The organism is Streptomyces thermodiastaticus (genome assembly GCF_014656135.1).
GTDB classification, from domain to species: Bacteria; Actinomycetota; Actinomycetes; order Streptomycetales; family Streptomycetaceae; genus Streptomyces; species Streptomyces thermodiastaticus.
On sequence record NZ_BNBV01000008.1, the window covers coordinates 127798 to 151104 of the forward strand.

Consider the following 23307-nt stretch of genomic DNA (forward strand, 5'->3'; position numbering starts at 1 on the left):
ACGATCGAGCATGCACCGGGATGACGACAGCCACGTTGCGGCAGTGTGTAGCGGTCGAAGGGCGCTTCGCGCCAGTCCGCGTGCCCCGGGAGCGCCGGCCCGCGTGCCGTGGCCGGGGACCCGGCACGGGGCGGGGGCGGCACCCCCGCACAGGGTGCCGCCCCCTCTTTCCTGGGTGCCGGGATCCTCGCCGCAATCGGTTCTGAGGGTCGGGGACCGCGCCGCGGATCCCGGGGTTGTGCCGGTGTCGGCCGCCGCCCCGGCCTCTGCCGGTGGCCGCTGCCCTTCTACCGGTGGTCGCTGCCCTCCGCCTGGCAGGCCGCGCGGCCGGCCTCCAGCCGGGCCACGGGGATGCGGAACGGGGAGCAGGAGACGTAGTCCAGGCCCGCCTCGTGGAAGAAGTGGACGGACTCCGGGTCGCCGCCGTGCTCGCCGCACACGCCGAGCTTGAGGTCGGGGCGGGTGGCGCGGCCGGCCTCGACGGCGGCCTTCACCAGGGAGCCGACGCCGTCCTTGTCGATCGTCTCGAACGGGGAGACGCCGAAGATGCCCTTCTCCAGGTAGGCGGTGAAGAAGCTGGCCTCCACGTCGTCGCGGCTGAAGCCCCACACCGTCTGGGTCAGGTCGTTGGTGCCGAAGGAGAAGAACTCCGCGGCCTCCGCGATCTGCCCGGCGGTGAGCGCGGCCCGCGGCAGCTCGATCATGGTGCCGATCGGCAGGCTGAGCTTCGTGCCGGTGGCGGCCTCCACCTCGGCGACGACCCGGTCGGCCTCCTCGCGGACGATCTCCAGCTCCTGGACGGTGCCCACCAGCGGGATCATGATCTCCGCGCGCGGGTCGCCCTGGGCGGCCTTGCGTTCCGCGGCGGCCTCGGCGATGGCCCGGACCTGCATGGAGAACAGGCCGGGCACCACCAGGCCGAGCCGTACGCCGCGCAGGCCCAGCATCGGGTTCTGCTCGTGCAGCCGGTGCACGGCCTGCAGCAGCCGCAGCTCGTTCTCGTGCGGCTCCTGCCGGGCCTCGGCGAGCGCCACCCGCACCGACAGCTCGGTGATGTCGGGCAGGAACTCGTGCAGCGGCGGGTCCAGCAGACGGATCGTCACCGGCAGGCCGTCCATCGCCTCGAAGAGCTCCACGAAGTCCTGCTTCTGCAGCGGCAGCAGGGCCTTCAGGGACGCGTCCCGCTCCTCCTCGGTGTCGGCCAGGATCAGCCGCTCCACCAGCTCGCGCCGGTCGCCGAGGAACATGTGCTCGGTGCGGCACAGGCCGATGCCCTGGGCGCCGAACCGGCGGGCGCGCAGCGCGTCCTCGGCGTTGTCGGCGTTGGCCCGCACCCGCAGCCGGCGCTTGCGGTCGGCGAAGGACATCATCCGGTGCACGGCCTCGACCAGCTCGTCGGCGTCGTCGGCACCGGGGTGCATCCGCCCCTCGAAGTACTCCACGACCGGGGAGGGCACCACCGGGACCTCGCCCAGGTAGACCTTGCCGGTGGAGCCGTCGATGGAGATGACGTCGCCCTCCTCGACGACCTGCCCTCCGGGCACGGTCATGCGGCGCCGCTTGGTGTCGACCTCCAGCTCCTCCGCGCCGCACACACAGGTCTTGCCCATGCCGCGGGCGACCACGGCCGCGTGGGAGGTCTTGCCGCCGCGGCTGGTCAGGATGCCCTCGGCGGCGATCATGCCGTCCAGGTCGTCGGGGTTGGTCTCGCGGCGCACCAGGATGACCTTCTCCCCGGACCGGGACCACTTGACGGCGGTGTAGGAGTCGAAGACCGCCTTGCCGACCGCCGCGCCCGGCGAGGCGGCGATGCCCCGGGCGACCTGCCGGACCTTCGCCTTCTCGTCGAAGCGCGGGAACATCAGCTGGGCGAGCTGGGCGCCGGTGACCCGCTGCAGGGCCTCGGCCTCGTCGATCAGGCCCTGGTCGACCAGCTGGGTGGCGATGCGGAAGGCGGCCCCGGCGGTGCGCTTGCCGACGCGGGTCTGCAGCATCCACAGCTTGCCGCGCTCGATGGTGAACTCGATGTCGCACAGATCCTTGTAGTGGTTCTCCAGGATCTCCATGATCCGCAGGAGCTGGTCGTACGACGCCTTGTCGATGCGCTCCAGCTCGGCGAGCGGCACGGTGTTGCGGATGCCGGCGACGACGTCCTCGCCCTGCGCGTTCTGCAGGTAGTCGCCGTAGACGCCCTGCTGGCCGGAGGCGGGGTCACGGGTGAAGGCGACGCCGGTGCCGGAGTCCGGGCCGAGGTTGCCGAAGACCATGGAGCAGACGTTGACGGCGGTGCCCAGGTCGTGCGGGATGCGTTCCTGGCGGCGGTAGAGCTTGGCGCGCTCGCCGTTCCAGGACTCGAAGACCGCCCTGATCGCGAGGTCCATCTGCTCGCGCGGGTCCTGCGGGAAGGCCCGGCCGGTCTCCTTCTCGACGATCGTCTTGAAGGCGGTGACCAGCTTCTTCAGGTCCTCGGCGTCCAGGTCGGTGTCGACCGTGACCTTCTTGGCGGCCTTGGCGGCGTCGAGGGCCTCCTCGAACAGGTCGCCGTCGACGCCGAGGACGGTCTTGCCGAACATCTGGATGAGCCGGCGGTAGGAGTCCCAGGCGAACCGCTCGTCGCCGGCCTGCCGGGCCAGGCCCTCCACCGACGCGTCGGACAGGCCGATGTTGAGGACGGTGTCCATCATGCCCGGCATGGAGAACTTGGCCCCGGACCGCACCGACACCAGCAGGGGGTTGTCGGGCTGGCCCAGCTTCTTGCCCATCGTCTCCTCGAGGGCGGCGAGGTGCGCACTCACCTCGTCACGCAGTGCCGCCGGCTCCTCGCCGGTGGCCAGGTAGACCTTGCAGGCCTCGGTGGTGATGGTGAACCCGGGCGGGACCGGGAGACCCAGCCGGGTCATTTCGGCGAGGTTCGCGCCTTTTCCGCCGAGAAGGTCCTTGAGGTCCTTGTTGCCCTCCGTGAAGTCGTAGACGAACTTCACGTCCTCAACACGACGGCCCGGCGCGGTGCCGTGGAGATCTTTGTTTTCCGACACGGGTCTCGACTCCTCGAGGACGCGGTGGCTGCCCTGACGGCGAGGAACATACCCAGATCGAAGGCGTCTGGGGAGGCTCACAAGGAGGTCTGGAGGCCGTAACCACTCGTCCGCCAGCGGATCGAAAGTCTTGGCGCGATGCGCCACCGAGACGCAGCGTCTTCACTTCTCGAACGTACTCGCCTGCCCCACGACAACTCCTATGCTCATTTGAGCACCTCCCGGCACGATTGGTATTCGATCGATGAACGATCAGAGCGTGACACTCAGTGCCACCCATTGGAGAAGTGCAGCCGGACATGATTCGCTCATCTGAGCACTCCTCCTATCAAGGGTGGCGAGAATCACGCTGCCACAGCCCGCCGGATTTCACCATGCGGACGGCTCCCGACGGCTTCCGGTGGCCTCACGGGCCGGCCCGGCGGCACCCCTCGGACGGGTCCGGCCGCACGGCTGCGGCCACCGGCGGCACGGGAGACGGTTCGCCCGCGGAACGCGGTCCGCCGCACGGCGGCCATCGGTCGCCGAACGCCCGCGGCCGGGCACGGCGACCACGCGCGCTCCCTGGGCCGCACAGCGACAGTGGCGGCCTTTCCTCAAGGCCGCCACGTCACAGAGCGCACAAAGGAGCCGGAGCCCGGCGGCTCCGGTGCGACGTGCTCAGCCGCCGGAGGTGTCCAGTTCCGCGTCCTCGCCGACGCCCGCACAGTCGTAGGGGTCGTTCAGCCAGCCGTCCGGCAGGACGACGCGGTTGGTGCCGGAGGTGCGGCCGCGGGGGCCGTCGGCGCCGGCCGGCCACGGCTGGTCCAGGTCCAGCTCGTCCAGCCCCGCCCGCAGCTCCTGAAGGGAGGAGGTGACCGCCAGCCGCCTGCGCATCTCGGAGCCGACCGAGAAGCCCTTCAGGTACCAGGCGACATGCTTGCGGAAGTCGACGACGCCGCGGGACTCGTCGCCGATCCACTCGCCGAGCAGCGTGGCGTGCCGGACCATGACGTCGGCGACCTCGCGCAGCGTGGGCCGCACCCGCTCCGTCCGGCCCTCGAAGGCGGCCACCAGGTCGGCGAACAGCCACGGGCGGCCCAGGCAGCCGCGGCCGACGACCACGCCGTCGCAGCCGGTCGCGCGCACCATGCGCAGCGCGTCCTCGGCGGACCAGATGTCGCCGTTGCCGAGCACCGGGATCTCCGGGACGTGCTCCTTCAGCCGGGCGATGGCGTCCCAGTCGGCGGTGCCGCCGTAGTGCTGGGCGGTGGTGCGGCCGTGCAGGGCGATGGCCGTGACGCCCTCCTCCACGGCGATCCGGCCCGCGTCGAGGTAGGTGAGATGGTCGTCGTCGATGCCCTTGCGCATCTTCATGGTGACCGGCAGGCCGCCCGCACCGGCGACCGCCTCGCGCAGGATGGCGCGCAGCAGGTTCCGCTTGTAGGGCAGGGCGGAGCCCCCGCCCTTGCGGGTGACCTTGGGCACCGGGCAGCCGAAGTTCAGGTCGATGTGGTCGGCGAGACCCTCCTCCGCGATCATGCGGACGGCCTTACCGACGGTCGCCGGGTCGACGCCGTACAGCTGGATCGAGCGCGGCTGCTCGCTGGCGTGGAACGTGATCAGCTGCATGGTCTTGTCGTTGCGCTCGACCAGGGCCCGGGTGGTGATCATCTCGCTGACGAACAGCCCCTTGCCGCCCGAGAACTCCCGGCACAGCCTGCGGAAAGGCGCGTTGGTGATACCGGCCATCGGCGCCAGGACGACGGGCGGCTGGACGGTGTGCGGGCCGATCTGCAGGGGGGATGCGGGCGTGGGCATGCAGTCATTGTCGCGCACCCGCACCGCAGCCGGACTGGTCATTAGTTAACCGCACTAATGTCGGCTACACTGGCGACCATGCCCGACCTGAGTCACCGACGGCGTCTGCTGGTCCTCGCGATCTGCTGCATGAGCCTGTTGATCGTGAGCCTGGACAACACCGTTCTGAACGTCGCTCTGCCCTCCCTGCAGCGCGATCTGCACGCGAGCACGTCAGGTCTGCAGTGGACGATCGACGCCTACACGCTGGTGCTGGCCGCCCTGCTGATGCTCGCCGGCTCCACGGCCGACCGCATCGGCCGCAAACGGGTCTTCCTGACGGGCCTGGTGGTCTTCGGTCTGGGCTCGCTGCTGTGCTCGCTGGCCCCGAGCCTGGAGCTGCTGGTCGTCTTCCGCATGGTGCAGGCCGTGGGCGGCTCGATGCTCAACCCGGTCGCCATGTCGATCATCACCAACACCTTCACCGACCCGCGCGAGCGCGCCCGGGCGATCGGCGTGTGGGGCGCCGTGGTCGGCATCTCGATGGCGGCCGGACCGCTGGTCGGCGGGCTGCTGGTGGAGTCGGTCGGCTGGCGCTCGATCTTCTGGATCAACCTGCCCGTCGCTCTTGTCGCGATCCTGCTCACCCTGCGCTTCGTGCCCGAGTCCCGGGCGCCGAAGGCCCGCCGCTTCGACCCGGTCGGCCAGGTGCTCGTCGTCGCCCTGTTCGGCTCCCTGACGTACGCGATCATCGAGGCGCCGCACGCGAGCCCGGGCACGGTGCTGCCGTTCGCCGCGGTCGCGCTCGTCGCCCTGCTGGGCCTGGCCTGGTACGAGCCGCGGCGCACCGAGCCGCTGATCGATCTGCGGTTCTTCCGTTCGGCGCCGTTCAGCGGGGCCACCGTGATAGCGGTGTGCGGCTTCGCCGCCCTGGGCGGGTTTCTGTTCCTGTCCACGCTCTACCTGCAGAACGTGCGCGGCCTGGACGCGCTGCACGCCGGTCTGCGGATGCTGCCGATGGCGGTGCCGACCCTGCTGTGCGCCCCGCTGTCCGGACGGCTCGTCGGCAGCCGGGGGCCGCGGCTTCCGCTGCTGATCGCCGGGTGCGCGATCACCGTGAGCACGGTGCTGTTCGCCGCGTTCCAGGCCGAGACGTCCAATGTGACGCTCACCCTCGGATACCTGCTGTTCGGCATCGGCTTCGGCTTCGTCAACGCGCCCATCACCAACAGCGCCGTCTCCGGCATGCCGCGCTCCCAGGCCGGTGTGGCCGCGGCCGTCGCCTCCACCAGCCGGCAGCTCGGGTCGACGCTCGGCGTCGCGGTGGTCGGCGCCCTCCTCGCCTCCGGCGTCGGCTCGTCCTCCTACCGGGACGTGTTCGTCTCGGCCGCGCAGCCGGGCTGGTGGGTGCTGGTGGCCTGCGGTGTGCTGGTGCTGGTGTTGGGCGCGGTCACCTCCGGCCGCTGGGCCCGCAGGACGGCCCAGGCCACGGCCGAGCGCCTGCAGGAGCACGAGGTGCGCGAGGCCGCCGGGGTCGGTGCCTGACCCCTGCGGCGGCCGGCCCGCTCCCTCGGACCGGACGGTCCCGGCCGGTCAGGCGGCCAGGCCGCGCAGCAGCAGCTGAAGGATCGCCTCCAGCTCGTCCTGGATCTCCGGCCGCGTCCACTCCCGCGCATGGCACGGGTCGTGGAAGCGGTCGGTGGCGTGGAAGAGCGCGCGGGCCACGGACGCCGGGTCGCCGGGAGCGAAGACGCCGGACGCCATGCCCGCCTCGACGATCCGGGTCAGCTGGGCGACCAGCTCGGCTATGTGCTCGCCGACCACCTCGCCGTTCTCGTCGACAAGGACGGAGTACGTGGCGAACAGCTCGGGGTCGTCGCCCGCCTTGCGGCGCTTGGCGTCGAACAGCCCCTGGAACCAGTCGCGCAACCGCTGGGCGGGGTCGCGGTCCCCGTCGTCGGCGATCGCGGCCAGGGCCCCGGAGGCGCGGTCCAGCCACCGCTTGGTCACCGCTTCGCGCAGCTCCGCCTTGGTGCGGAAGTGCCGGTAGACGCTGCCGTGGCTGACGCCCAGCGCCCGGGCCACGTCGACCACCGTGGCCTTCGTCGGCCCGTGCCGGCGCAGCACCTCCTCGGTCGCCTCCAGGATGCGCTCGGCCGTCAGGGTTTCGGTGGTGGGTGACATGGCATAGACCGTACCCGGCGCCCGCCGGGTGCCGGGCTCAGCGTTCGCTGTCGAGGTGGGCCATCTGCGCCGCCGGGTAGCGCTCGCCGGCGGCCGCGCCCGGCGGGACGGCCTCCTCGATCGCGGCGAGGTCGGCCTCGTCCAGCGTCACCTCCAGCGCGCCGAGTGCCTCCGCCAGCCGCTCCCGGGTGCGGGCGCCGACCAGCGGCACGATGTCCTCGCCGCGCGAGAGCACCCAGGCGATGGCGATCTGCGCGACGCTCACCCCCTTGCCGTCGGCGACCTTGCGCAGCGCCTCGACCAGCGCCAGGTTGTGCCGGAGGTTCTCGCCCTGGAAGCGGGGCGAGTGGGCACGGAAGTCGGTGGGCGACAGCGTCCGGTCGGCGCTGAAGTGCCCGGAGATCAGGCCGCGGGACAGCACGCCGTAGGCGGTGACGGCGATGCCCAGCTCGCGGGTGGTGGGCAGGATCCGCTCCTCGATGCCGCGGGAGAGCAGCGAGTACTCGATCTGCAGGTCGCTGATGGGCGCGGTGGCCGCGGCCCGCCGGATGGTGTCGGCGCCGACCTCGCTGAGGCCGATGTGCCGCACGTAGCCCTTCTCGACCAGCTCGGCGATCGCGCCGACCGTCTCCTCGATGGGCACCTCGGGATCGACCCGGGAGATCCGGTAGACGTCGATGTGGTCCACGCCGAGGCGCTGCAGGGAGTAGGCGGCGAAGTTCTTCACGGCGGCCGGGCGGCCGTCGTAACCGGACCAGCCGCCGTCCGGGTCGCGCAGGGCGCCGAACTTCACACTGAGCAGGGCCTGTTCGCGGCGGGCGGCGGGAGCGGTGCGCAGGGCCTCGCCGATGAGCATCTCGTTGTGGCCCATGGCGTAGAAGTCGCCGGTGTCCAGCAGGGTCACGCCCGCCTCCAGGGCGGCGTGGACGGTGGCGATCGACTCGCTCCGGTCCGCCTCCCCGTACAGCGCGGACATGCCCATGCAGCCGAGTCCGAGAGCGGAGACCTGGGGGCCGGTGGTGCCGAGAGATCGGGTGTGCATCGTCATGCCCTCCACCCTCGCATGACAGATGACAGATTTCAAACTCTGTCATTTGTTTCTGCATGTCGCCGCTGGTCCAGACCTCTTGACGAAAGGTCTGGACCAGAGCACTGTCATGCCTACGACACACCGCCGGACCCGCACCCCCTTCGGGAGACCGCATGCTCCGCAGAACCCTGCGCGCGTTCACCGCCGCCGTGGCGACCGCCTGTCTGGCGCCGCTCGCCCTCGTCCTCGCCCCCGCCGCCTCGGCCGCGCCCGCCGAGGACACCTGTGCCGTGAAGCCGAAACCCGAGGGCAAGGTGCTGCAGGGCTACTGGGAGAACTGGGACGGCGCCGCCAACGGCGTCCACCCGCCCTTCGGCTGGACCCCGATCACCGACGCGCGCATCGGCGAGCACGGCTACAACGTGATCAACGCCGCGTTCCCCGTGATCCGCTCCGACGGCACCGCGCTGTGGGAGGACGGCATGGACACGAACGTGAAGGTTCCAACGCCCGCGGAGATGTGCGCGGCCAAGGCGGCCGGGCAGACGATCCTGCTGTCCATCGGGGGCGCGACGGCCGGCATCGACCTGACCTCCACCGCGGTCGCCGACCGGTTCGTCGAGACCATCGTCCCGATCCTGCAGAAGTACAACTTCGACGGCATCGACATCGACATCGAGACCGGCCTGACCGGCAGCGGGGACATCGGCCGGCTGTCGGTGTCCCAGGCCAATCTGATCCGCATCATCGACGGGATCCTCGACCGTATGCCGCCCGGGTTCGGCCTGACGATGGCCCCCGAGACCGCCTATGTCACCGGCGGCAGCGTCACCTACGGCTCGATCTGGGGCGCCTATCTGCCGATCATCAAGAAGTACGCCGACAACGGCCGGCTGTGGTGGCTGAACATGCAGTACTACAACGGCAGCATGTACGGCTGCTCCGGCGACAGCCACGCGGCCGGCACCGTGGAGGGATTCATCGCCCAGACGGACTGCCTGGACAAGGGGCTGGTGGTGCAGGGCACGACGATCAGGGTGCCCTACGACAAGCAGGTCCCCGGCCTGCCGGCCCAGCAGGGCGCGGGCGGCGGATACATGGATCCCTCGCTCGTCGCCCAGGCCTGGCAGCACTACGGCTCCTCGCTCAAGGGCCTGATGACCTGGTCCGTCAACTGGGACGGCGCACGGGACTGGACCTTCGGCGACAACGTCAGGGCGCTGCAGGGCCGCTGACCGGCCCGCGCCCGGCCCGCTCACGGGCCGCGGAACGCACGAACGCCGTGCGGCCACCGGGTGTACCGGGCCGGCCGCACGGCGTTCGTCCGATCGTGGATCCGGATCAGCAGCCCACCAGGCGGGCGGCCAGGTAGCTCTCGATCTGGTCCAGGGACACGCGCTCCTGCTTCATCGAGTCGCGCTCGCGGACGGTGACCGCGTTGTCCTCCAGGGTGTCGAAGTCGACGGTCACGCAGTACGGCGTGCCGATCTCGTCCTGGCGGCGGTAGCGGCGGCCGATGGCGCCCGCGTCGTCGAATTCGATGTTCCAGTGCTGGCGCAGGCTCTGGGCCAGGCCCTTGGCCTTCGGGGACAGCTCCGGGTTGCGGGACAGCGGCAGCACCGCGACCTTCACCGGGGCCAGACGGTGGTCCAGACGCAGCACGGTGCGCTTTTCCATCTTGCCCTTGGCGTTCGGGGCCTCGTCCTCGACGTAGGCGTCGAGCAGGAAGGCGAGCATCGTGCGGCCGACACCGGCCGCGGGCTCGATGACGTACGGCGTCCAGCGCTCGCCGGCCTCCTGGTCGAAGTACGACAGGTCCTGGCCGGAGGCCTTGGCGTGGGAGCTCAGGTCGTAGTCGGTGCGGTTGGCGACACCCTCCAGCTCGCCCCACTCGCTGCCGCCGAACTGGAAGCGGTACTCGATGTCGGCGGTGCGCTTGGAGTAGTGGGAGAGCTTCTCCTTGGGGTGCTCGTACCAGCGCATGTTCTCCTCACGGAGACCCAGGCCGGTGTACCAGTTCCAGCGCTGCTCCATCCAGTACTCGTGCCACTTCTCGTCCTCGCCGGGCTTGACGAAGAACTCCATCTCCATCTGCTCGAACTCGCGGGTGCGGAAGATGAAGTTGCCCGGCGTGATCTCGTTGCGGAACGACTTGCCCATCTGGGCGATGCCGAACGGCGGCTTGCGGCGCGAGGTGGTCTGCACCTGGGTGAAGTTGGTGAAGATGCCCTGGGCGGTCTCCGGACGCAGGTAGGCGATGGAGCCGGAGTCCTGGGTCGGGCCGAGGTGGGTGGACAGCAGGCCCGAGAACTGCTTGGGCTCGGTGAACTGGCCCTTGGTGCCGCAGTTGGGGCAGTTGATGTCCGCGAGGCCGTTCTCCGGGGCGCGGCCCTTCTTCTCCTCGTAGGCCTCCTCCAGGTGGTCGGCGCGGAACCGCTTGTGGCAGGAGGTGCACTCGGTCAGCGGGTCGGTGAAGGTGGCGACGTGGCCGGAGGCGACCCACACCTCGGGGGCGAGGATCACGGAGGAGTCGATACCGACGACGTCCTCGCGCGACGTCACCATGGAGCGCCACCACTGGCGCTTGATGTTCTCCTTCAGCTCGACACCCAGGGGACCGTAGTCCCAGGCGGCCCGCTGACCGCCGTAGATCTCACTGCAGGGGAAAACGAAGCCACGGCGCTTGCTCAGGCTGACGATGGTGTCGATCTTGTCGGCGGCCACGGTGCTCTCTTCAGTACGACGACGGGCGACGAAGCGAGAAACGCTTCTCAGCGAATGCTTCAGCGTACCGGCGGGGGATCCCCCTCAATCAAATCGGTGGCGGACACAGGGCCGCTCGGCCCTCTCACGGGCACTCGAACGGCGCCTATTGACAACGGTTTCCATTTTTGTTGAAAATGACTGTCATGAACGCTCGACGACAGCCTCTCATATCCGGCCTCGCGGCAGCGGCCGCCACGACTCTCGCGCTGGGCACCCTGGCGGCCTGCTCATCCAGCCAGGCGGCCGGCGAGGACGGCAGGTACGACGTCGTCGCGTCGTTCTATCCGATGGCCTTCCTCGCCGAACGCATCGGCGGGGACCACGTCCACGTCACCAGCCTCACGCAGCCGGGCCAGGAGCCGCACGACCTGGAGATCAGCGCCCGGCAGACCGCGCAGCTGCAGAAGTCCGACGCGGTGCTCTACCTCAAGGGCCTGCAGCCCTCCGTCGACGAGGCCGTCGCACAGTCCGGGGTGAAGACCGAGATCGACGCCGCCTCCCTGACCTCTCTGGAGAAACACGGCAGCGAGGTCGGCGGTCACGCCGCCGTCCACGACACCCACCCCGGCGAGGAGGCCGGCGCCCGGGACCCGCACATCTGGCTCGACCCGGTGCGCTACGCCCAGGTCGCCGAGGGCGTCGGCAAGGCGTTCGAGAAGGGCGACCCGGAGCACGCGGCCGACTACCGCAAGAACACCGCCGCGCTGGTCGAGCAGCTCGACCAGCTGGACGCCGAGTTCCGGCAGGGCCTCGCGCACACGAAGACCAAGGTCTTCATCACCACGCACGCCGCCTTCGGCTACCTCGCCGAGCGCTACGGCCTGACCGAGGAGGCCGTCAACGGCCTGGACCCGGAGTCCGAGCCCAGCGCCGCCCGGGTCAAGGACCTGGAGAAGATGGCGCGGGCCGACGGCGTGACCACGGTGTTCTACGAAACGCTGGTCAGCGACAAGACCGCGAAGACCATCGCGCGGGACGCGCACCTGAAGACCGACGTCCTCGACCCGATCGAGGGGATCACGGACAAGTCCCGGGGCACCGACTACTTCTCGGTCCAGCGGGCCAACCTCAAGGCCCTCCAGCAGGCCCTGGGCGCCCGGTGACCGGCACCGCCGACGCCGAGGAGGCGAACATGGGTGATTCCGTCGTCACACTGCGCCAGGTGACCGCCGAGCTGGGCGCCCGCCGGGTGCTGCACGGCATCGACCTGACCGTGCGCCGCGGCGAGGTGGTCGCGCTGCTCGGAGCCAACGGCTCCGGCAAGTCCACCACCGTGCGCACCGTCATCGGCCAGGTCCCGGTGACCGGCGGCGAGATCGAACTGTTCGGCACGCCGCGGCGCGCCTTCGGCGACTGGGCGCGCGTCGGCTACGTGCCGCAGCGCACCACGGCCGCGGGCGGCGTCCCGGCCACCGTCACCGAGGTCGTCTCCGCGGGCCGCCTGTCCCGCACCCGTTTCGGCCTGTTCCGCAAGGCCGACCGCGAGGCCGTGCACCACGCCCTGGAACTGGTCGGCCTCGCCGACCGGGCGAAGGACTCGGTCAACGCCCTGTCCGGCGGCCAGCACCAGCGGGTGCTGATCGCCCGGGCGCTGGCCGCCCGGCCCGAACTGCTGATCATGGACGAGCCGATGGCGGGCGTGGACCTGGCCAGCCAGGAGGTCCTGGCCGGCACCCTGCGGGAGCAGGTGGCGGGCGGTGCGACGGTGCTGCTGGTGCTGCACGAACTCGGCCCGCTGAAGCCGCTCATCGACCGGGCGGTCGTGCTGCGCGACGGCCGTGTCGTGCACGACGGCCCTCCCGAGGGGGCCGCCGCGTCCGGCCACGACCACGTCCACCCCCACGCCCCGCACCAGGCCTCCGACTCGATCCGCACGGGACTGCCGCTGTGATGGACTTCTTGACCTACCCCTTCATGCAGCGGGCGCTGCTGGCCGCCGTCCTGGTCGGCATCACCGCGCCCGCCATCGGCCTGTACCTGGTCCAGCGCCGCCAGGCCCTGATGGGCGACGGCATCGGCCATGTGGCCATGACCGGCGTCGGCCTCGGCTTCCTGCTGTCCACCTCACCGGTGTGGATGGCGACGGCGGTCTCCGTGCTCGGCGCGATCCTGATGGAGCTGATCCGCTGGTACGGCCGCACCCGCGGCGACATCGCCCTGGCGATGCTGTTCTACGGCGGCATGGCCGGCGGCGTCATGTTCATCAACCTCGCCCCCGGAGGTTCCAACGCCAATCTGACCTCGTACCTGTTCGGCTCCCTGTCCACGGTCTCGTCGTCGGACGTGGTGGCGATCTGCCTGCTGGCGGCCTTCGTCGTCCTGGTCACCCTGGGCCTGCGCCGGCAGATGTTCGCCGTCAGCCAGGACGAGGAGTTCGCCCGGGTCACCGGTCTGCCGGTGCGCGCGCTGAACCTGCTGACCGCCGTCACCGCCGCGGTGACCGTGACCGTGGCGATGCGCGTGGTCGGGCTGCTGCTGGTCAGCGCGCTGATGGTGGTGCCGGTGGCCGCCGCCCAGCAGCTGGCCCGCAGCTTCGCGGCCACCTTCGCGATCGCCGTGGCCATCGGGGTGACCGTCACCCTCGGCGGCACCGTCACCTCGTACTACCAGGACGTGCCGCCCGGGGCGACGATCGTGCTGCTGACCATCGCGGCGTTCATCGTCCTCACCGCCCTGGCCACCCCGCTGGCCCGGCGCCGCGCCCGGGCGGCCTCGGCGCAACGGCCCGCCGCGGACCCCGCCGAGCGTGCGATTCCGGCCGGCCGGACGTCCGCCGACGAGGTCGGCGTCTGACCACGGGAGCCTCGGGCTGGCACAATGACCCAGGGCAGACGCGAGACGTTGCACGAGACGGTTCAGGACGTCTCGGATCCAGACGTTTCAGGAGGCAACCGGTGACGACCGCAGGACCGCCCGTGAAGGGCCGCGCCACCCGGCAGCGCGCCGCCGTCGCGGCGGCCCTCGACGAGGTCGACGAGTTCCGCAGCGCGCAGGAGCTCCACGACATGCTCAAGCACAAGGGCGACTCGGTCGGCCTCACCACGGTCTACCGCACCCTGCAGTCCCTCGCCGACGCCGGCGAGGTGGACGTCCTGCGCACCTCCGACGGCGAGTCCGTCTACCGCCGCTGCTCCTCCGGCGGGCACCACCACCATCTGGTCTGCCGCGCCTGCGGCAAGGCCGTCGAAGTCGAGGGCCCGGCCGTGGAGCAGTGGGCGGAGACCGTCGCGGCGGAACACGGCTTCGTCAACGTCGCCCACACGGTGGAGATCTTCGGCACCTGCGCGGAGTGCTCCGCGGGACCGAAGGACTCCTGAGTCCGCACGAGGACTGCCGCACCGCGCGAGCCGAGAACGTCCAGGGCGCCGCACCATGCGAAGGTGCGGCGCCCTGCTGTCACTTGCCCTCGCCGCGGCCCTCGGCGGCCAGCAGCACCTCGTTGGGCACGGCCCCGCCGAAGCGGCGGTCGCGGGAGGCGAACTCCACGCAGGCCCGCCACAGATCACGCCGGTCGAAGTCCGGCCACAGCACGTCCTGGAACACCAGCTCGGCGTACGCGCTCTGCCACAGCAGATAGTTGGAGGTGCGCTGTTCACCGCTGGGCCGCAGGAACAGGTCCACGTCCGGCATGTCCGGGTAGTACAGGTACTTCTGGATGGTCTTCTCGTTGACCTTGGACGGATCCAGCCGGCCCGCCTTCACGTCCTCCGCGATCGCCTTGGCGGCGTCCGCCAGTTCCGCCCGGCCGCCGTAGTTCATGCAGAAGTACAGCGTGAGCCGGTCGTTGTCCTTGGTCTGCTCCTGCGCGATCTGCAGCTCCTTGGCCACCGACTTCCACAGCCGGGGCATCCGGCCCACCCAGCGCACCCGGACGCCGAGCGCGTCCAGCTGGTCGCGGGAGGCGCGGATGAAGTCCCGGTTGAAGTTCATCAGGAAGCGCACCTCCTCCGGCGAGCGCTTCCAGTTCTCGGTGGAGAAGGCGTACAGGGAGACGTTGGCGATGCCCATCTCGATGGCGCCCTGCAGCACGTCCAGCACCCGCTCGGCGCCGACCTTGTGGCCCTCGGTGCGCGGCAGCCCGCGCTGCTTGGCCCACCGGCCGTTGCCGTCCATGACGATGGCCACGTGCTCCGGGACCAGCTCACCGGGGAGCTTGGGCGCCCGGGCGCCCGACGGGTGCGGCTGCGGTGCCTGGTACTCGCGCCGCCGGCTCCCCAGGATCCCGCGTACGGCCATGTGCTCTCGTCTCCCTCGCTGTGGGGTGTTACTTCTCGACGTACCTCAGTGAGCGCAGTCCGCGCTCGAGGTGCCAGTGCAGATACGCGGACACCAGCCCGCTGCCTTCGCGCACATGGCGGGGCTCGCACGCGTCCGCGGTCGCCCAGTCCCCGGTGAGCAACGCACCGAGGAGCGTGAGCGTCTGCGGCGAGGGTACGACACTGCCGGGCACCCGGCAGTCCGCGCAGACCGAACCGCCCGACGAGACCGAGAAGAACCGGTTCGGGCCGGGCATCCCGCACTGGGCGCAGTCGCCGAAACTGGGCGCGTAGCCGTTGACGGCCAGCGAGCGCAGCAGGAACGCGTCGAGCACCAGATGCGGGGCGTGCTCGCCCCGGGCCAGCGTCCGCAGCGCCCCCACCAGCAGCAGGTACTGCTGCACGGCCGGCTCGCCCTCGTGGTCGGTGAACCGCTCGGCCGTCTCCAGCATGGCCGTCCCGGCGGTGTAGCGGGCGTAGTCCGTCACGATCCCGCTGCCGTACGGGGCGATGGTCTCGCTCTGCGTGCACAGCGGCAGGCTCCGGCCCACCAGCTCGCTGCCCCGTGCGAAGAACTGCACGTCCACGTGGGAGAAGGGCTCCAGGCGCGCCCCGAACTTCGACTTGGTGCGCCGCACGCCGCGGGCCACGGCCCGCACCCGCCCGTGCCCCCGGGTGAGCAGAGTGATGATCCTGTCCGCTTCGCCCAGCTTCTGGGTGCGCAGCACGATGCCGTCGTCGCGGAACAGACTCATGGGCTCCATTCTCCCCCACGGCGGTGCCCCGCCGGGCCCGGGGGAGGCCGTGGGGCACGCCCTCCCGCCGCGGCAGCGGCCCCGCGGTGCACCGCCGTCGCCGCGCCCGGCCGGTTCCCCTCCCCCGGCCCGTGCCCGCGGCCCGCGCCCCCGCCCTCACCGGGCGCTCACCGCAGTGCCTCGGCCAGCCGTGCGGCCGTCTCCACCGAGCAGCGTCCCAGCTCGATGAGCGGACTCGGCGCCTCCCGGGCGAGCGCGACGGGATCGAGCCGCAGCGACGGCAGGACGATCCCGGCCTTCTCCAGTGCGGTGCGCAACTCCGTGAGCGTCTCCTCCGCCTGCCGCACACGAAACGCCACACCACCCGACTGCCGTGCTGCCATCACGCGCTCCCCTTCTTCCACACGGTTCACTTCACGCTGTGCATACCCATGCGACGGTCTGTAACTACATGGGGGCGGATGCGGGATGCGGAAGGGCTGATGACGGCCGGGACGGACGCCGTGCGTCCGGGTGCGAACGGGCGCCGCGCGGCCACCATGGAAACCGGCCGCTGCCCGCCACCGCCGTCCTAGGAGGTCCCATGGCCCTGCCCGCGCCGCTGACCGGCATCGTCCCTCCCGTGTGCACCCCGCTGACGCCCGACCGCGAGGTGGACGTGCCCTCGCTGCTGCGGCTGGTGGACCACCTGGTGGAGGGCGGGGTCCACGGGGTGTTCGTGCTCGGCACCGCCTCGGAGGCGGCGTTCCTGACGGACCGGCAGCGCCGGCAGGTGGTGGAGGCGGTGGCCGCCCACCTGGACGGGCGGCTGCCGGTGCTGGCCGGGGCGATCGACATGAGCACCGCCCGCGCGCTCGACCAGGTGGCGTCCGTCACCGCGGCGGGCGCCGACGGCGTCGTCGTCACCGCGCCGTTCTACGTCCTCCCCCGTCCGGCGGAGATCGCCCGCCACTTCCGCCGCGTCGCGGAGCGCAGCCCGGTGCCCGTGCTGGCCTACGACATCCCGCCCTGTGTGCACACCGGGCTGCCGGTGGATCTGGTGCTGCAGCTGGCCGAGGAGGGCGTGCTGGCCGGCCTGAAGGACTCCAGCGGTGACCTGGCCGGGTTCCGGGAGATCCTGGCCGGGGTGCGGGCCGGGGCGGGCCCGGCCGGGTTCAGCGTGCTGACCGGGTCCGAGCGGCTGGTCGACGCGGCCCTCGCGCTGGGCGCGGACGGTGCCGTTCCAGGACTGGCCAACGTGGACCCGCACGGCTATGTGCGTCTGTACCGGCGGGCCCGGGCGGGCGACTGGGACGGCGCCCGGGCCGAGCAGGAGCGGCTGTGCGAGCTGTCCGGCATGACCGGCTCCGCCGGCACGGGGCCGTCCGCGTGGGGTGCGTACAAGGCGGCGCTGCACCTGCGGGGCGTCATCGACTGCCCCGCCACGGCGGAACCGCAGCTGCCGCCGGCGCCGGAGGAGGTGGAGCGGGTGCGGGCGCTCCTGTCCGCGGCCGGGCTGGTGTGAGGGCCGCGGCGGGCGGTCAGTCGCCGCTGTCCACCATCCAGGTGCCGTCCTCCTCGTCGTCCACGCGGGCCTCCAGCTCGGCGAGGGTCATGCCGGCCTCCCACAGTTCCTGGAACCGCTTGATCCGGTCCTGGACATGGTGCGGCCGGGCGATGAGCCGGGTGCGCACATTGACGTCGCGCAGGTCCTGGTCGATCTCGAAGGAGACCGCCTCGTCGTAGACGATGCAGTCGTTGGTGGTGCCCCGCTGCAGGGTCGGCGGCAGCTCGGACAGCACCGACACGCGCACCCCGATGCCCATCGACGCCTGCTCCTCGCACAGCGTCAGCAGCCGGTCGCCCAGGTTCTGCGCGCTCTCCACCAGGAACACCCGGCGCACCGGCACTCCGCGGTCCGCGATCGCCTCCTGCTGGGCCTGCAGATAGCGGCTGGCCGGTTCGCTGTTCCAGAACTCCCGGTCCACGGAGGTGCTGATGGCGCAGATGGACTGCTCGGCCGCGTGGGTCAGGGAGAGCATCCAGTCGTGGTTCTCGCCGGGGCACTCGGTGCTCAGCGAGGTGAGGTCCGTCAGGTGCCCGACGACCCGCCGCATCTCCAGGCGGACGAACGTGTCCAGGATGGACGGGCCGGGCGAGACGATCTCGGCGAACCGGTCGGCCAGGTCGGGCACGCTGCCGTCGGTGCTGACCAGTGCGTGGGGGTCGCGGGACTCGGCCTCCTGCCGCTGCTGGTCGATCCGGGCCTCGATCAGCTGCCTCAGGTCCTGGATGTCCTTCGTGTGCCGGGTGAGGACCTCGCGCATGGCGGCCGCGGTCTCGACGGGCGCGTGCTCCGCCCGCTGCACCTGCTTCTCCAGTTTCCGGGTCTGCCGCAGCGTCTGCCGGGCGTGCTCCTCCAGCCGCAGGTCCAGGGCCAGCACGTGCTGGATCACGACGGCGCCGGCCGCGCACAGCAGCGCCGCCAGGAACTGCCGCGGCCAGCTGCCGTGCGGGGCGAGCAGCGCGGCGACGCCCCAGACGAGGGCGCCGAGGACCACCCCGGCCGCTCCGCGGCGCAGCCACCGGTCCCTGCCGGGGGGCAGGCCGGCGGCGGGCGTGGGCGACCGCCCGGTCACGTCGGGCGGATCGGTGGCACCGGGCGTGCCGGCGGGGCTGCCGGGCCGGGGTGACGGTGCGGTGCTCATCTCGCTTCTCCCCCCGTTTCCTTCGCGCGTCGGTCGGGACATGACAGTGTGTCCGGTCAGCCGGCGGGCTCCACCTCCCGCTGCACCGAGGCGATCGCGTGCAGGGCCAGCTGGTCGCGGATGCGCTGGACGAGCGTCTGCCACTGGCGGGTGAAGCCGGGGCTGTCCTCCAGCGCCTCCCACAGCGGGGCCAGCTGCCTCGCCACCCGGGCCCGTGGCATCCACAGGTGCAGCAGGTGGTCGACGGCGGGCCGCAGCGCGGCCACGACGGGCCGGTGCGGTGCCGCCCCCGGCCCGCGGCGGGCGGGCGGCCCGCCCAGGGCGATGCCGTCCAGCATCCGGACGACGGTGGTGAGCAGCCAGTCGTGCAGGGCGAGGTCGTCGCAGAGCCCGGCGACGTCGGCCGGGGACGTTCCCTCGGGGATCCGCAGCCGTACGGTGCGCAGCTCGTCCTCGGCCAGCGTGAACCGTTCGATCGAGGGGCCGTCGTCGCCCTCGGCGGGCAGGGCGACCCAGCGCAGCCGGGTGGGCCGGGAGCGCAGCGGCGGATCGTGGTCGAGCAGGGGGTGGCGCAGCAGCCGGGTGAGCAGGCCGTCGGCGATCAGGCCGACGTCCAGGTCGCCGGGGCGCCCGCCGTCCAGCACGCCCTGCGCGACGGCCTCGTGGGGCAGTTTCCCCAGCGGCTCCACCATGCCGGGTCTCACCAGGTAGTGGCCCCAGGGCTGCCGCGCGCCCGGCCCGGCGGCGGGCAGCCGCGCGTACGCGGAGGTCTGCAGGACGCGGCCCTCGGTGAGCGCGGCGCGCGCGGCGACCGTGCCGACGGCGCGGACGCGGGCGCCGTCGGCGCTGGGCAGCGGGCAGTCCACGCCGGTGAGCACCTCGGGAGAACGCGCGTAGAGGTTGGGACGTTCGGAGAGCAGGACGTGTTCGTCGGCGCGCAGGGCGAGCAGCGCGGCGGCGGAGCGGCTGTCGAGGGCCTGGCGGGCGGGCAGCAGGCAGGTGCGGACCTCGCCGCAGGCGAGCACGGTGTGCGGCGTGGTGTCCGGCTGCCTGGCCTTCGCCATGTCAGGACCCCGCATAGAAGACGTAGGAGACACGGTCGGCGACCGAGTCCGGGACGTCCAGGTGCTCGCGCGCCGAGCGTTCGGCGACCTGGCGCAGGGCCGTGCGGTCCACTTCCGTCTGGTCCAGGACGACGCGCACGGCGTGTTCGACCGGCAGGAACCGGTTGGGCAGCACCGAGCAGGTCCGGTAGGCGGCGAACGGGTCGGCGCGGGGGTTGAGCCGGATCAGGGGAGGCAGCTCGTCCCAGTCGTCGGGGAAGCGGTCCGTGTCGTGCGGGCGGGGGGTGAAGACGGGCGCGCCCCGGTGGCGCAGCAGCCCGAGGCGGCCCAGCTGCCACACGGCGGCGAGGAACGGGCAGGACCAGGTGCGGTTTCCCTGGGCGTCGTCGCTCCACAGCTCCGCGTCCAGAAAGACGGAGTGGCGGCGGGCCGCGGTCTCCCTGGGCGGCTGCCAGGCGGCGGCGGTCTTCATGGCCTGCGGGGTGCGGGGCGCGGGGCTGCGTTCGCCGTTGGCCAGCCAGCCGGTCTGCGCGGCCGGCGGGCGGTTGCCGTAGGAGCCGGGCGGCGGCGACTCGACGATGCGACCGGCCACGGCCTCGGCGACCGGCACCGTGCCGCTGACCGCGCAGCCGGACTCGCGGGCCAGGTAGTCGATGACGAGGCCGGCCCTCTCGGCCTCCTCGAGCAGCTGCGGGACGAGTTCGGCCGGGGTGGAGAAGCGGGTGAAGTAGTCGTCGACGAGGAAGCAGGTGCTGATGCGGGGGCGCCGGCCGCCGCTGCGGGCCTCAGCCGCGGCGCGCGCGGCCGCCGCCCACGGCCGGACCTGGGCGAAGTGCTCCCGCAGACGCGCCGGTCCGGCCTCGAAGTCCTCCATGTACAGGTGGCCCACCTCCAGCGAGAGGTGGGACAGCGGCACGGCCTGGGTGCGCGGGTCGGCGGCCGTCTCGCGGAACACCGCCTCGGTCATGGCCGCCCCCAGTAGGAGTCGTCGGTCAGCCGCAGGGCGATCTGCTCCAGTGCCTCCAGCGTCTCCTTGTTCGCGATCTGTGTGGCGAGCACGTCCTCCTCGGTGATCAGCTGTTCGCGCCACTGCAGGATGGGCTCCAGCGGGACGACGCCGAGGACGACGCTGTCGCCGACGCCCTGTTCGGCGGCGAGCCGGCGCAGCGCCTCGTCGCAGGCCTGCATCCAGGCGGCCTGGGCGGGCGTGCCGTTGGACCACAGCGGGGACTCCGGGTCCGGCACGGCGGCCCGCACGAAGCGGATCGCGGCCCTGAGGGCGTGCTCGTCGTGTCCGCGCTCGACGCCGCCGGCGATGATGCCGTGCTTCTTGTGGACCAGCCCGGCGGCCGCTATGACGTGCTGGCGGGTCCAGCGGTGGAAGACCAGCCAGCGGAACGGGACGGAGCGCATCCGCGGGTGGGCGGTGGCGGCCAGCACCATGTCCACCGCGTAGCTGCGGCCGGCGCTGAGGTCCACCAGGATCACGTCGAACTCGCTGTTCAGCCTGAGCAGCAGGTCGATGCAGCGTTCCAGGGCGCCCTCGCCGGTGGCGAACTCGCCGCCGCCGGCGTCGCCGGGCAGCAGGACCAGGCGGCCGGACTGGTTGGGCCGGGTGCGCAGCAGCGGGTGCTCGGTCTGCCGCCACACGTCGATACGGACGGGTTCGGCGACCTCGCCCTCCAGGTAGCTGTGCAGGCCGCGGTCCTCGATGCCGCGCATCGCGCCGGGCACGTCGAACACGGCGGCGGCCGTCGGCGAGCCGAAGTCGAAGTCCACGTACGCCACGTGGTCGCCGGCCAGGGCCCGCTGGTAGGCCAGGTTGGCGCTGGTCACCGAGCGGCCCGTGCCTCCCTTGTCGGAGGCGGCGAAGACGAGCACGGCTCACACCTCCTGTGCGGCGGCGCTTCTGGCCTGGGTCAGGGTGTCGAGTTCTTGCAGCACCGGCAGGGCCAGGGCGAAGGCGGTGGCGGGCCGCTCGTCGAGGAGGCTGCGGGCGTGGTCCAGGCGGCTCTCGATGCTGCGCATGGCGCGGCTGCGGCTGCCGTCGGTGCCGACGGCGGCCTGGAGCTGCTCCTTGCCGAACAGGTGGGTGGCCTCGTTGAGCATCTCCCGGGCCAGCTGGGCCAGGTCCTGGCTGCGGATCGGCTGCTGCTCGTACAGGGTGCGGGCGGCCACCAGGCATTCGATGACGCGTTCGGTGATGCTCCAGGACAGCCGTGGGCCGTTGCGCACGTCGGGATAGACGATGCTCATGTCGTCCCACAGGCCGGTGCCCTCGCCGTCCTCGATCCGCCGCTTCCACAGGTGTTCGAAGATCTGCTCGGCCAGCCGCAGCAGCCTGTCCTGGGCTTCGATGTTCCTCGACAGCGCGGCCAGCTGGACGGTCCGTTTGAGCAGCTGCGCGGAGTAGTCCGTCATCCGCCACTGCAGCGGGCCGCCGGAGCGCTCGGAGCCGGCCAGCGGCATCAGCACGCCGGGAAGGTGCAGGCCGACGGCCGGGTCCCGGAACGTCATACGGCTGGTGATCCGGCCGCGGTCGGCGAGGCGTTCCATGATGGCGACGGTGCGGGTGAGGTCGTCGTCGGTCGCCCTGCGGCGGAGCAGGTCGTGCACGAGGATGGCGGCGACGGTCAGCGAGAAGTACTCGGACTCCAGCCTGAGGCCGGTGGTCTGCCAGGGCAGGTCCTCCAGGGGCCACCGTTCGGCGCCGAACCGGGCGACGGTGGACCAGTACTGCTGGCTGAGCTCCCAGCGCAGCCGCAGCGCCTCGGCGAGTCGTTGCTGGTCGGCGTCGAGCAGGCCCAGGGTGAGGGTGCGCTCGGAGAACAGGTCCTGGATGCCGTCCAGGGCGACAACGGTGAAGTACACGTAGGGCACCCGGTCGGCGATGCCGTCGGGCTGCCCGGGGACCTGGGTGTCGAGGTCGGTGACCTTCGGCGCGTCGCGCACGATGCTCCAGGCCCAGCCGCACTCGAAGAGCTGCCTCTCGTCGCGGATGGACTCGTCCACCTCGATGCCGCGGGTGAGGCTCTCGATGATGGTGGCGCGCAGCTGGCGGAAGCCGCGGGAGAACTGCTGAAGCACGGCCCGGTCGGACTGTCTGCGCTGTCCGAGGAGGTCGATCAGGCGCCGGCCCTGTTCGGACTCGGCGTCGAAGACGTTGACGGTGAAGGAGCGCAGCAGGCTGATCATCGCCGCGGTCAGCCGGGTACTGGTGGCCTCGCGCAGCTCGGTGATCGCCCGGTGCACCTCGGGGCGGCGGGTGGTGGTCTCGTAGACCTTGAGGAAGCCGAGGGTGGCCAGGCACAGCGTGACGGACATCGAGTAGGAGTCCACGACGCCCAGCTGGGCCTGCTCATGGGTCAGCGGCACGGACGGGTCGGCGGTCTTGAAGTAGTGGCCGCCGGCGAAGGTGGGGCTGTCGTCCGGGCCGGTGTGGGTGCGCATGAACTGGGTGAGCGCGGAGATCAGGTTCGGGGGGATCTCCAGGCGGGTGCCGACGCCCTCCAGGGCGCGCAGCATGTCCCGTTCGGTGGTGTCGGGCTGGTCGAGCCTGAATGCGGGGACCTCGGTCGCGGGGTAGAGCAGGCACAGCAGGCGCTCGGCGTCGGCGACGCTGCTCAGCCCGTCGCCGTCCCTCCAGAGGAACTTGCCGTCGTCGAACGAGTGGCGGGCCACGGCCCGCCAGATATCCAGCAGATGCTGACGCGGCTTGATCTGCATCCCCGAACCCCTCGCACAGATCTCG

General features: G+C 71.8%; 20 protein-coding genes. 7 read left to right on the top strand and 13 right to left on the bottom strand.

What is annotated here, in order from left to right; genetic code table 11:
• Positions 1-287: 287 nt before the first annotated feature.
• Together ppdK and dusB are read right to left on the bottom strand one after the other, a co-directional pair.
• Positions 288-3035: a pyruvate, phosphate dikinase gene (ppdK, locus tag IE286_RS10590; RefSeq protein WP_372462497.1), complete on the bottom strand. Its 2748-nt coding sequence runs from the start codon at positions 3033-3035 to the stop codon at positions 288-290.
• A gap of 660 nt (positions 3036-3695) precedes the next feature.
• Complete coding sequence (gene dusB, locus IE286_RS10595) at positions 3696-4835, bottom strand: tRNA dihydrouridine synthase DusB (RefSeq protein ID WP_189796382.1); 1140 nt, start codon at positions 4833-4835, stop codon at positions 3696-3698.
• Positions 4836-4913: 78 nt separating this feature from the next.
• Here dusB and IE286_RS10600 point away from each other — a divergent pair, with 78 nt between their 5' ends.
• Positions 4914-6359, top strand: a complete 1446-nt coding sequence (locus tag IE286_RS10600; protein ID WP_189796383.1) for an MFS transporter — start codon at positions 4914-4916, stop codon at positions 6357-6359.
• A 48-nt stretch (positions 6360-6407) separates the two neighbouring features.
• On the opposite strand, the gene IE286_RS10605 is transcribed toward IE286_RS10600, so the two are convergent.
• Together IE286_RS10605 and IE286_RS10610 are read right to left on the bottom strand one after the other, a co-directional pair.
• Positions 6408-6998 carry a TetR/AcrR family transcriptional regulator gene (locus tag IE286_RS10605; RefSeq protein WP_189796384.1) on the bottom strand — a complete coding sequence of 197 codons (591 nt, stop codon included), beginning with the start codon at positions 6996-6998 and terminating at the stop codon, positions 6408-6410.
• Between the two features lie 37 nt (positions 6999-7035).
• Positions 7036-8046 (bottom strand): aldo/keto reductase, encoded by a 1011-nt coding sequence (locus IE286_RS10610; RefSeq protein ID WP_189796385.1) that lies wholly within the window; start codon positions 8044-8046, stop codon positions 7036-7038.
• Between the two features lie 155 nt (positions 8047-8201).
• Between IE286_RS10610 and IE286_RS10615 the strand changes: the two genes are divergently transcribed.
• Positions 8202-9263 (top strand): chitinase, encoded by a 1062-nt coding sequence (locus IE286_RS10615; RefSeq protein WP_189796386.1) that lies wholly within the window; start codon positions 8202-8204, stop codon positions 9261-9263.
• Between the two features lie 106 nt (positions 9264-9369).
• Here the strand turns inward: IE286_RS10615 and IE286_RS10620 are convergent, their stop codons facing one another.
• A complete protein-coding gene (locus IE286_RS10620; RefSeq protein ID WP_189796387.1) occupies positions 9370-10752 on the bottom strand; it encodes a glycine--tRNA ligase in 1383 nt (460 codons plus the stop codon).
• 185 nt (positions 10753-10937) lie between these two features.
• Here IE286_RS10620 and IE286_RS10625 point away from each other — a divergent pair, with 185 nt between their 5' ends.
• From IE286_RS10625 to IE286_RS10640, 4 genes are all read left to right on the top strand, one after another.
• A complete protein-coding gene (locus tag IE286_RS10625; RefSeq protein ID WP_189796388.1) occupies positions 10938-11897 on the top strand; it encodes a metal ABC transporter substrate-binding protein in 960 nt (319 codons plus the stop codon).
• Positions 11898-11926: 29 nt separating this feature from the next.
• Complete coding sequence (locus IE286_RS10630) at positions 11927-12685, top strand: metal ABC transporter ATP-binding protein (RefSeq protein ID WP_189796389.1); 759 nt, start codon at positions 11927-11929, stop codon at positions 12683-12685.
• Positions 12685-13587, top strand: coding sequence for a metal ABC transporter permease (locus IE286_RS10635; protein WP_189796390.1), 903 nt, complete (start codon positions 12685-12687; stop codon positions 13585-13587). Before IE286_RS10630 ends, IE286_RS10635 begins: the two co-directional genes overlap by 1 nt.
• Before the next feature lie 101 nt (positions 13588-13688).
• Entirely contained in the window at positions 13689-14111 is a 423-nt protein-coding gene (locus IE286_RS10640; protein ID WP_189796391.1) for a Fur family transcriptional regulator, read from the top strand.
• A 79-nt stretch (positions 14112-14190) separates the two neighbouring features.
• On the opposite strand, the gene IE286_RS10645 is transcribed toward IE286_RS10640, so the two are convergent.
• The 3 genes from IE286_RS10645 to IE286_RS10655 all read right to left on the bottom strand — a co-directional run bounded on the left by IE286_RS10645 (position 14191) and on the right by IE286_RS10655 (position 16188).
• A complete protein-coding gene (locus tag IE286_RS10645; RefSeq protein ID WP_189796392.1) occupies positions 14191-15030 on the bottom strand; it encodes an isoprenyl transferase in 840 nt (279 codons plus the stop codon).
• Positions 15031-15058: 28 nt separating this feature from the next.
• Positions 15059-15805, bottom strand: a complete 747-nt coding sequence (gene recO, locus IE286_RS10650; protein WP_189796393.1) for a DNA repair protein RecO — start codon at positions 15803-15805, stop codon at positions 15059-15061.
• A gap of 167 nt (positions 15806-15972) precedes the next feature.
• Positions 15973-16188, bottom strand: coding sequence for a hypothetical protein (locus IE286_RS10655; protein ID WP_189796394.1), 216 nt, complete (start codon positions 16186-16188; stop codon positions 15973-15975).
• A 200-nt stretch (positions 16189-16388) separates the two neighbouring features.
• Between IE286_RS10655 and IE286_RS10660 the strand changes: the two genes are divergently transcribed.
• Positions 16389-17309 carry a dihydrodipicolinate synthase family protein gene (locus tag IE286_RS10660; RefSeq protein WP_189796395.1) on the top strand — a complete coding sequence of 307 codons (921 nt, stop codon included), beginning with the start codon at positions 16389-16391 and terminating at the stop codon, positions 17307-17309.
• A gap of 16 nt (positions 17310-17325) precedes the next feature.
• Here the strand turns inward: IE286_RS10660 and IE286_RS10665 are convergent, their stop codons facing one another.
• Genes IE286_RS10665 through IE286_RS10685 form a run of 5 tightly spaced genes read right to left on the bottom strand, consistent with a single transcriptional unit; the run spans position 17326 to position 23282 of the window.
• The gene (locus IE286_RS10665) at positions 17326-18492 is read right to left on the bottom strand and encodes a hypothetical protein (protein ID WP_189796396.1); all 1167 of its coding nucleotides are present in this window, start codon (positions 18490-18492) and stop codon (positions 17326-17328) included.
• Positions 18493-18548: 56 nt separating this feature from the next.
• Complete coding sequence (locus IE286_RS10670; RefSeq protein WP_189796397.1) at positions 18549-19556, bottom strand: SCO2521 family protein; 1008 nt, start codon at positions 19554-19556, stop codon at positions 18549-18551.
• 1 nt (position 19557) lies between these two features.
• Entirely contained in the window at positions 19558-20523 is a 966-nt protein-coding gene (locus tag IE286_RS10675; protein WP_189796398.1) for an SCO2522 family protein, read from the bottom strand.
• Positions 20520-21437, bottom strand: coding sequence for an SCO2523 family variant P-loop protein (locus IE286_RS10680; protein WP_189796399.1), 918 nt, complete (start codon positions 21435-21437; stop codon positions 20520-20522). Before IE286_RS10680 ends, IE286_RS10675 begins: the two co-directional genes overlap by 4 nt.
• A 3-nt stretch (positions 21438-21440) precedes the next feature.
• On the bottom strand, positions 21441-23282 hold the full coding sequence (locus IE286_RS10685) for an SCO2524 family protein (protein WP_189796400.1): 1842 nt from the start codon (positions 23280-23282) through the stop codon (positions 21441-21443).
• Positions 23283-23307 lie beyond the last annotated feature (25 nt).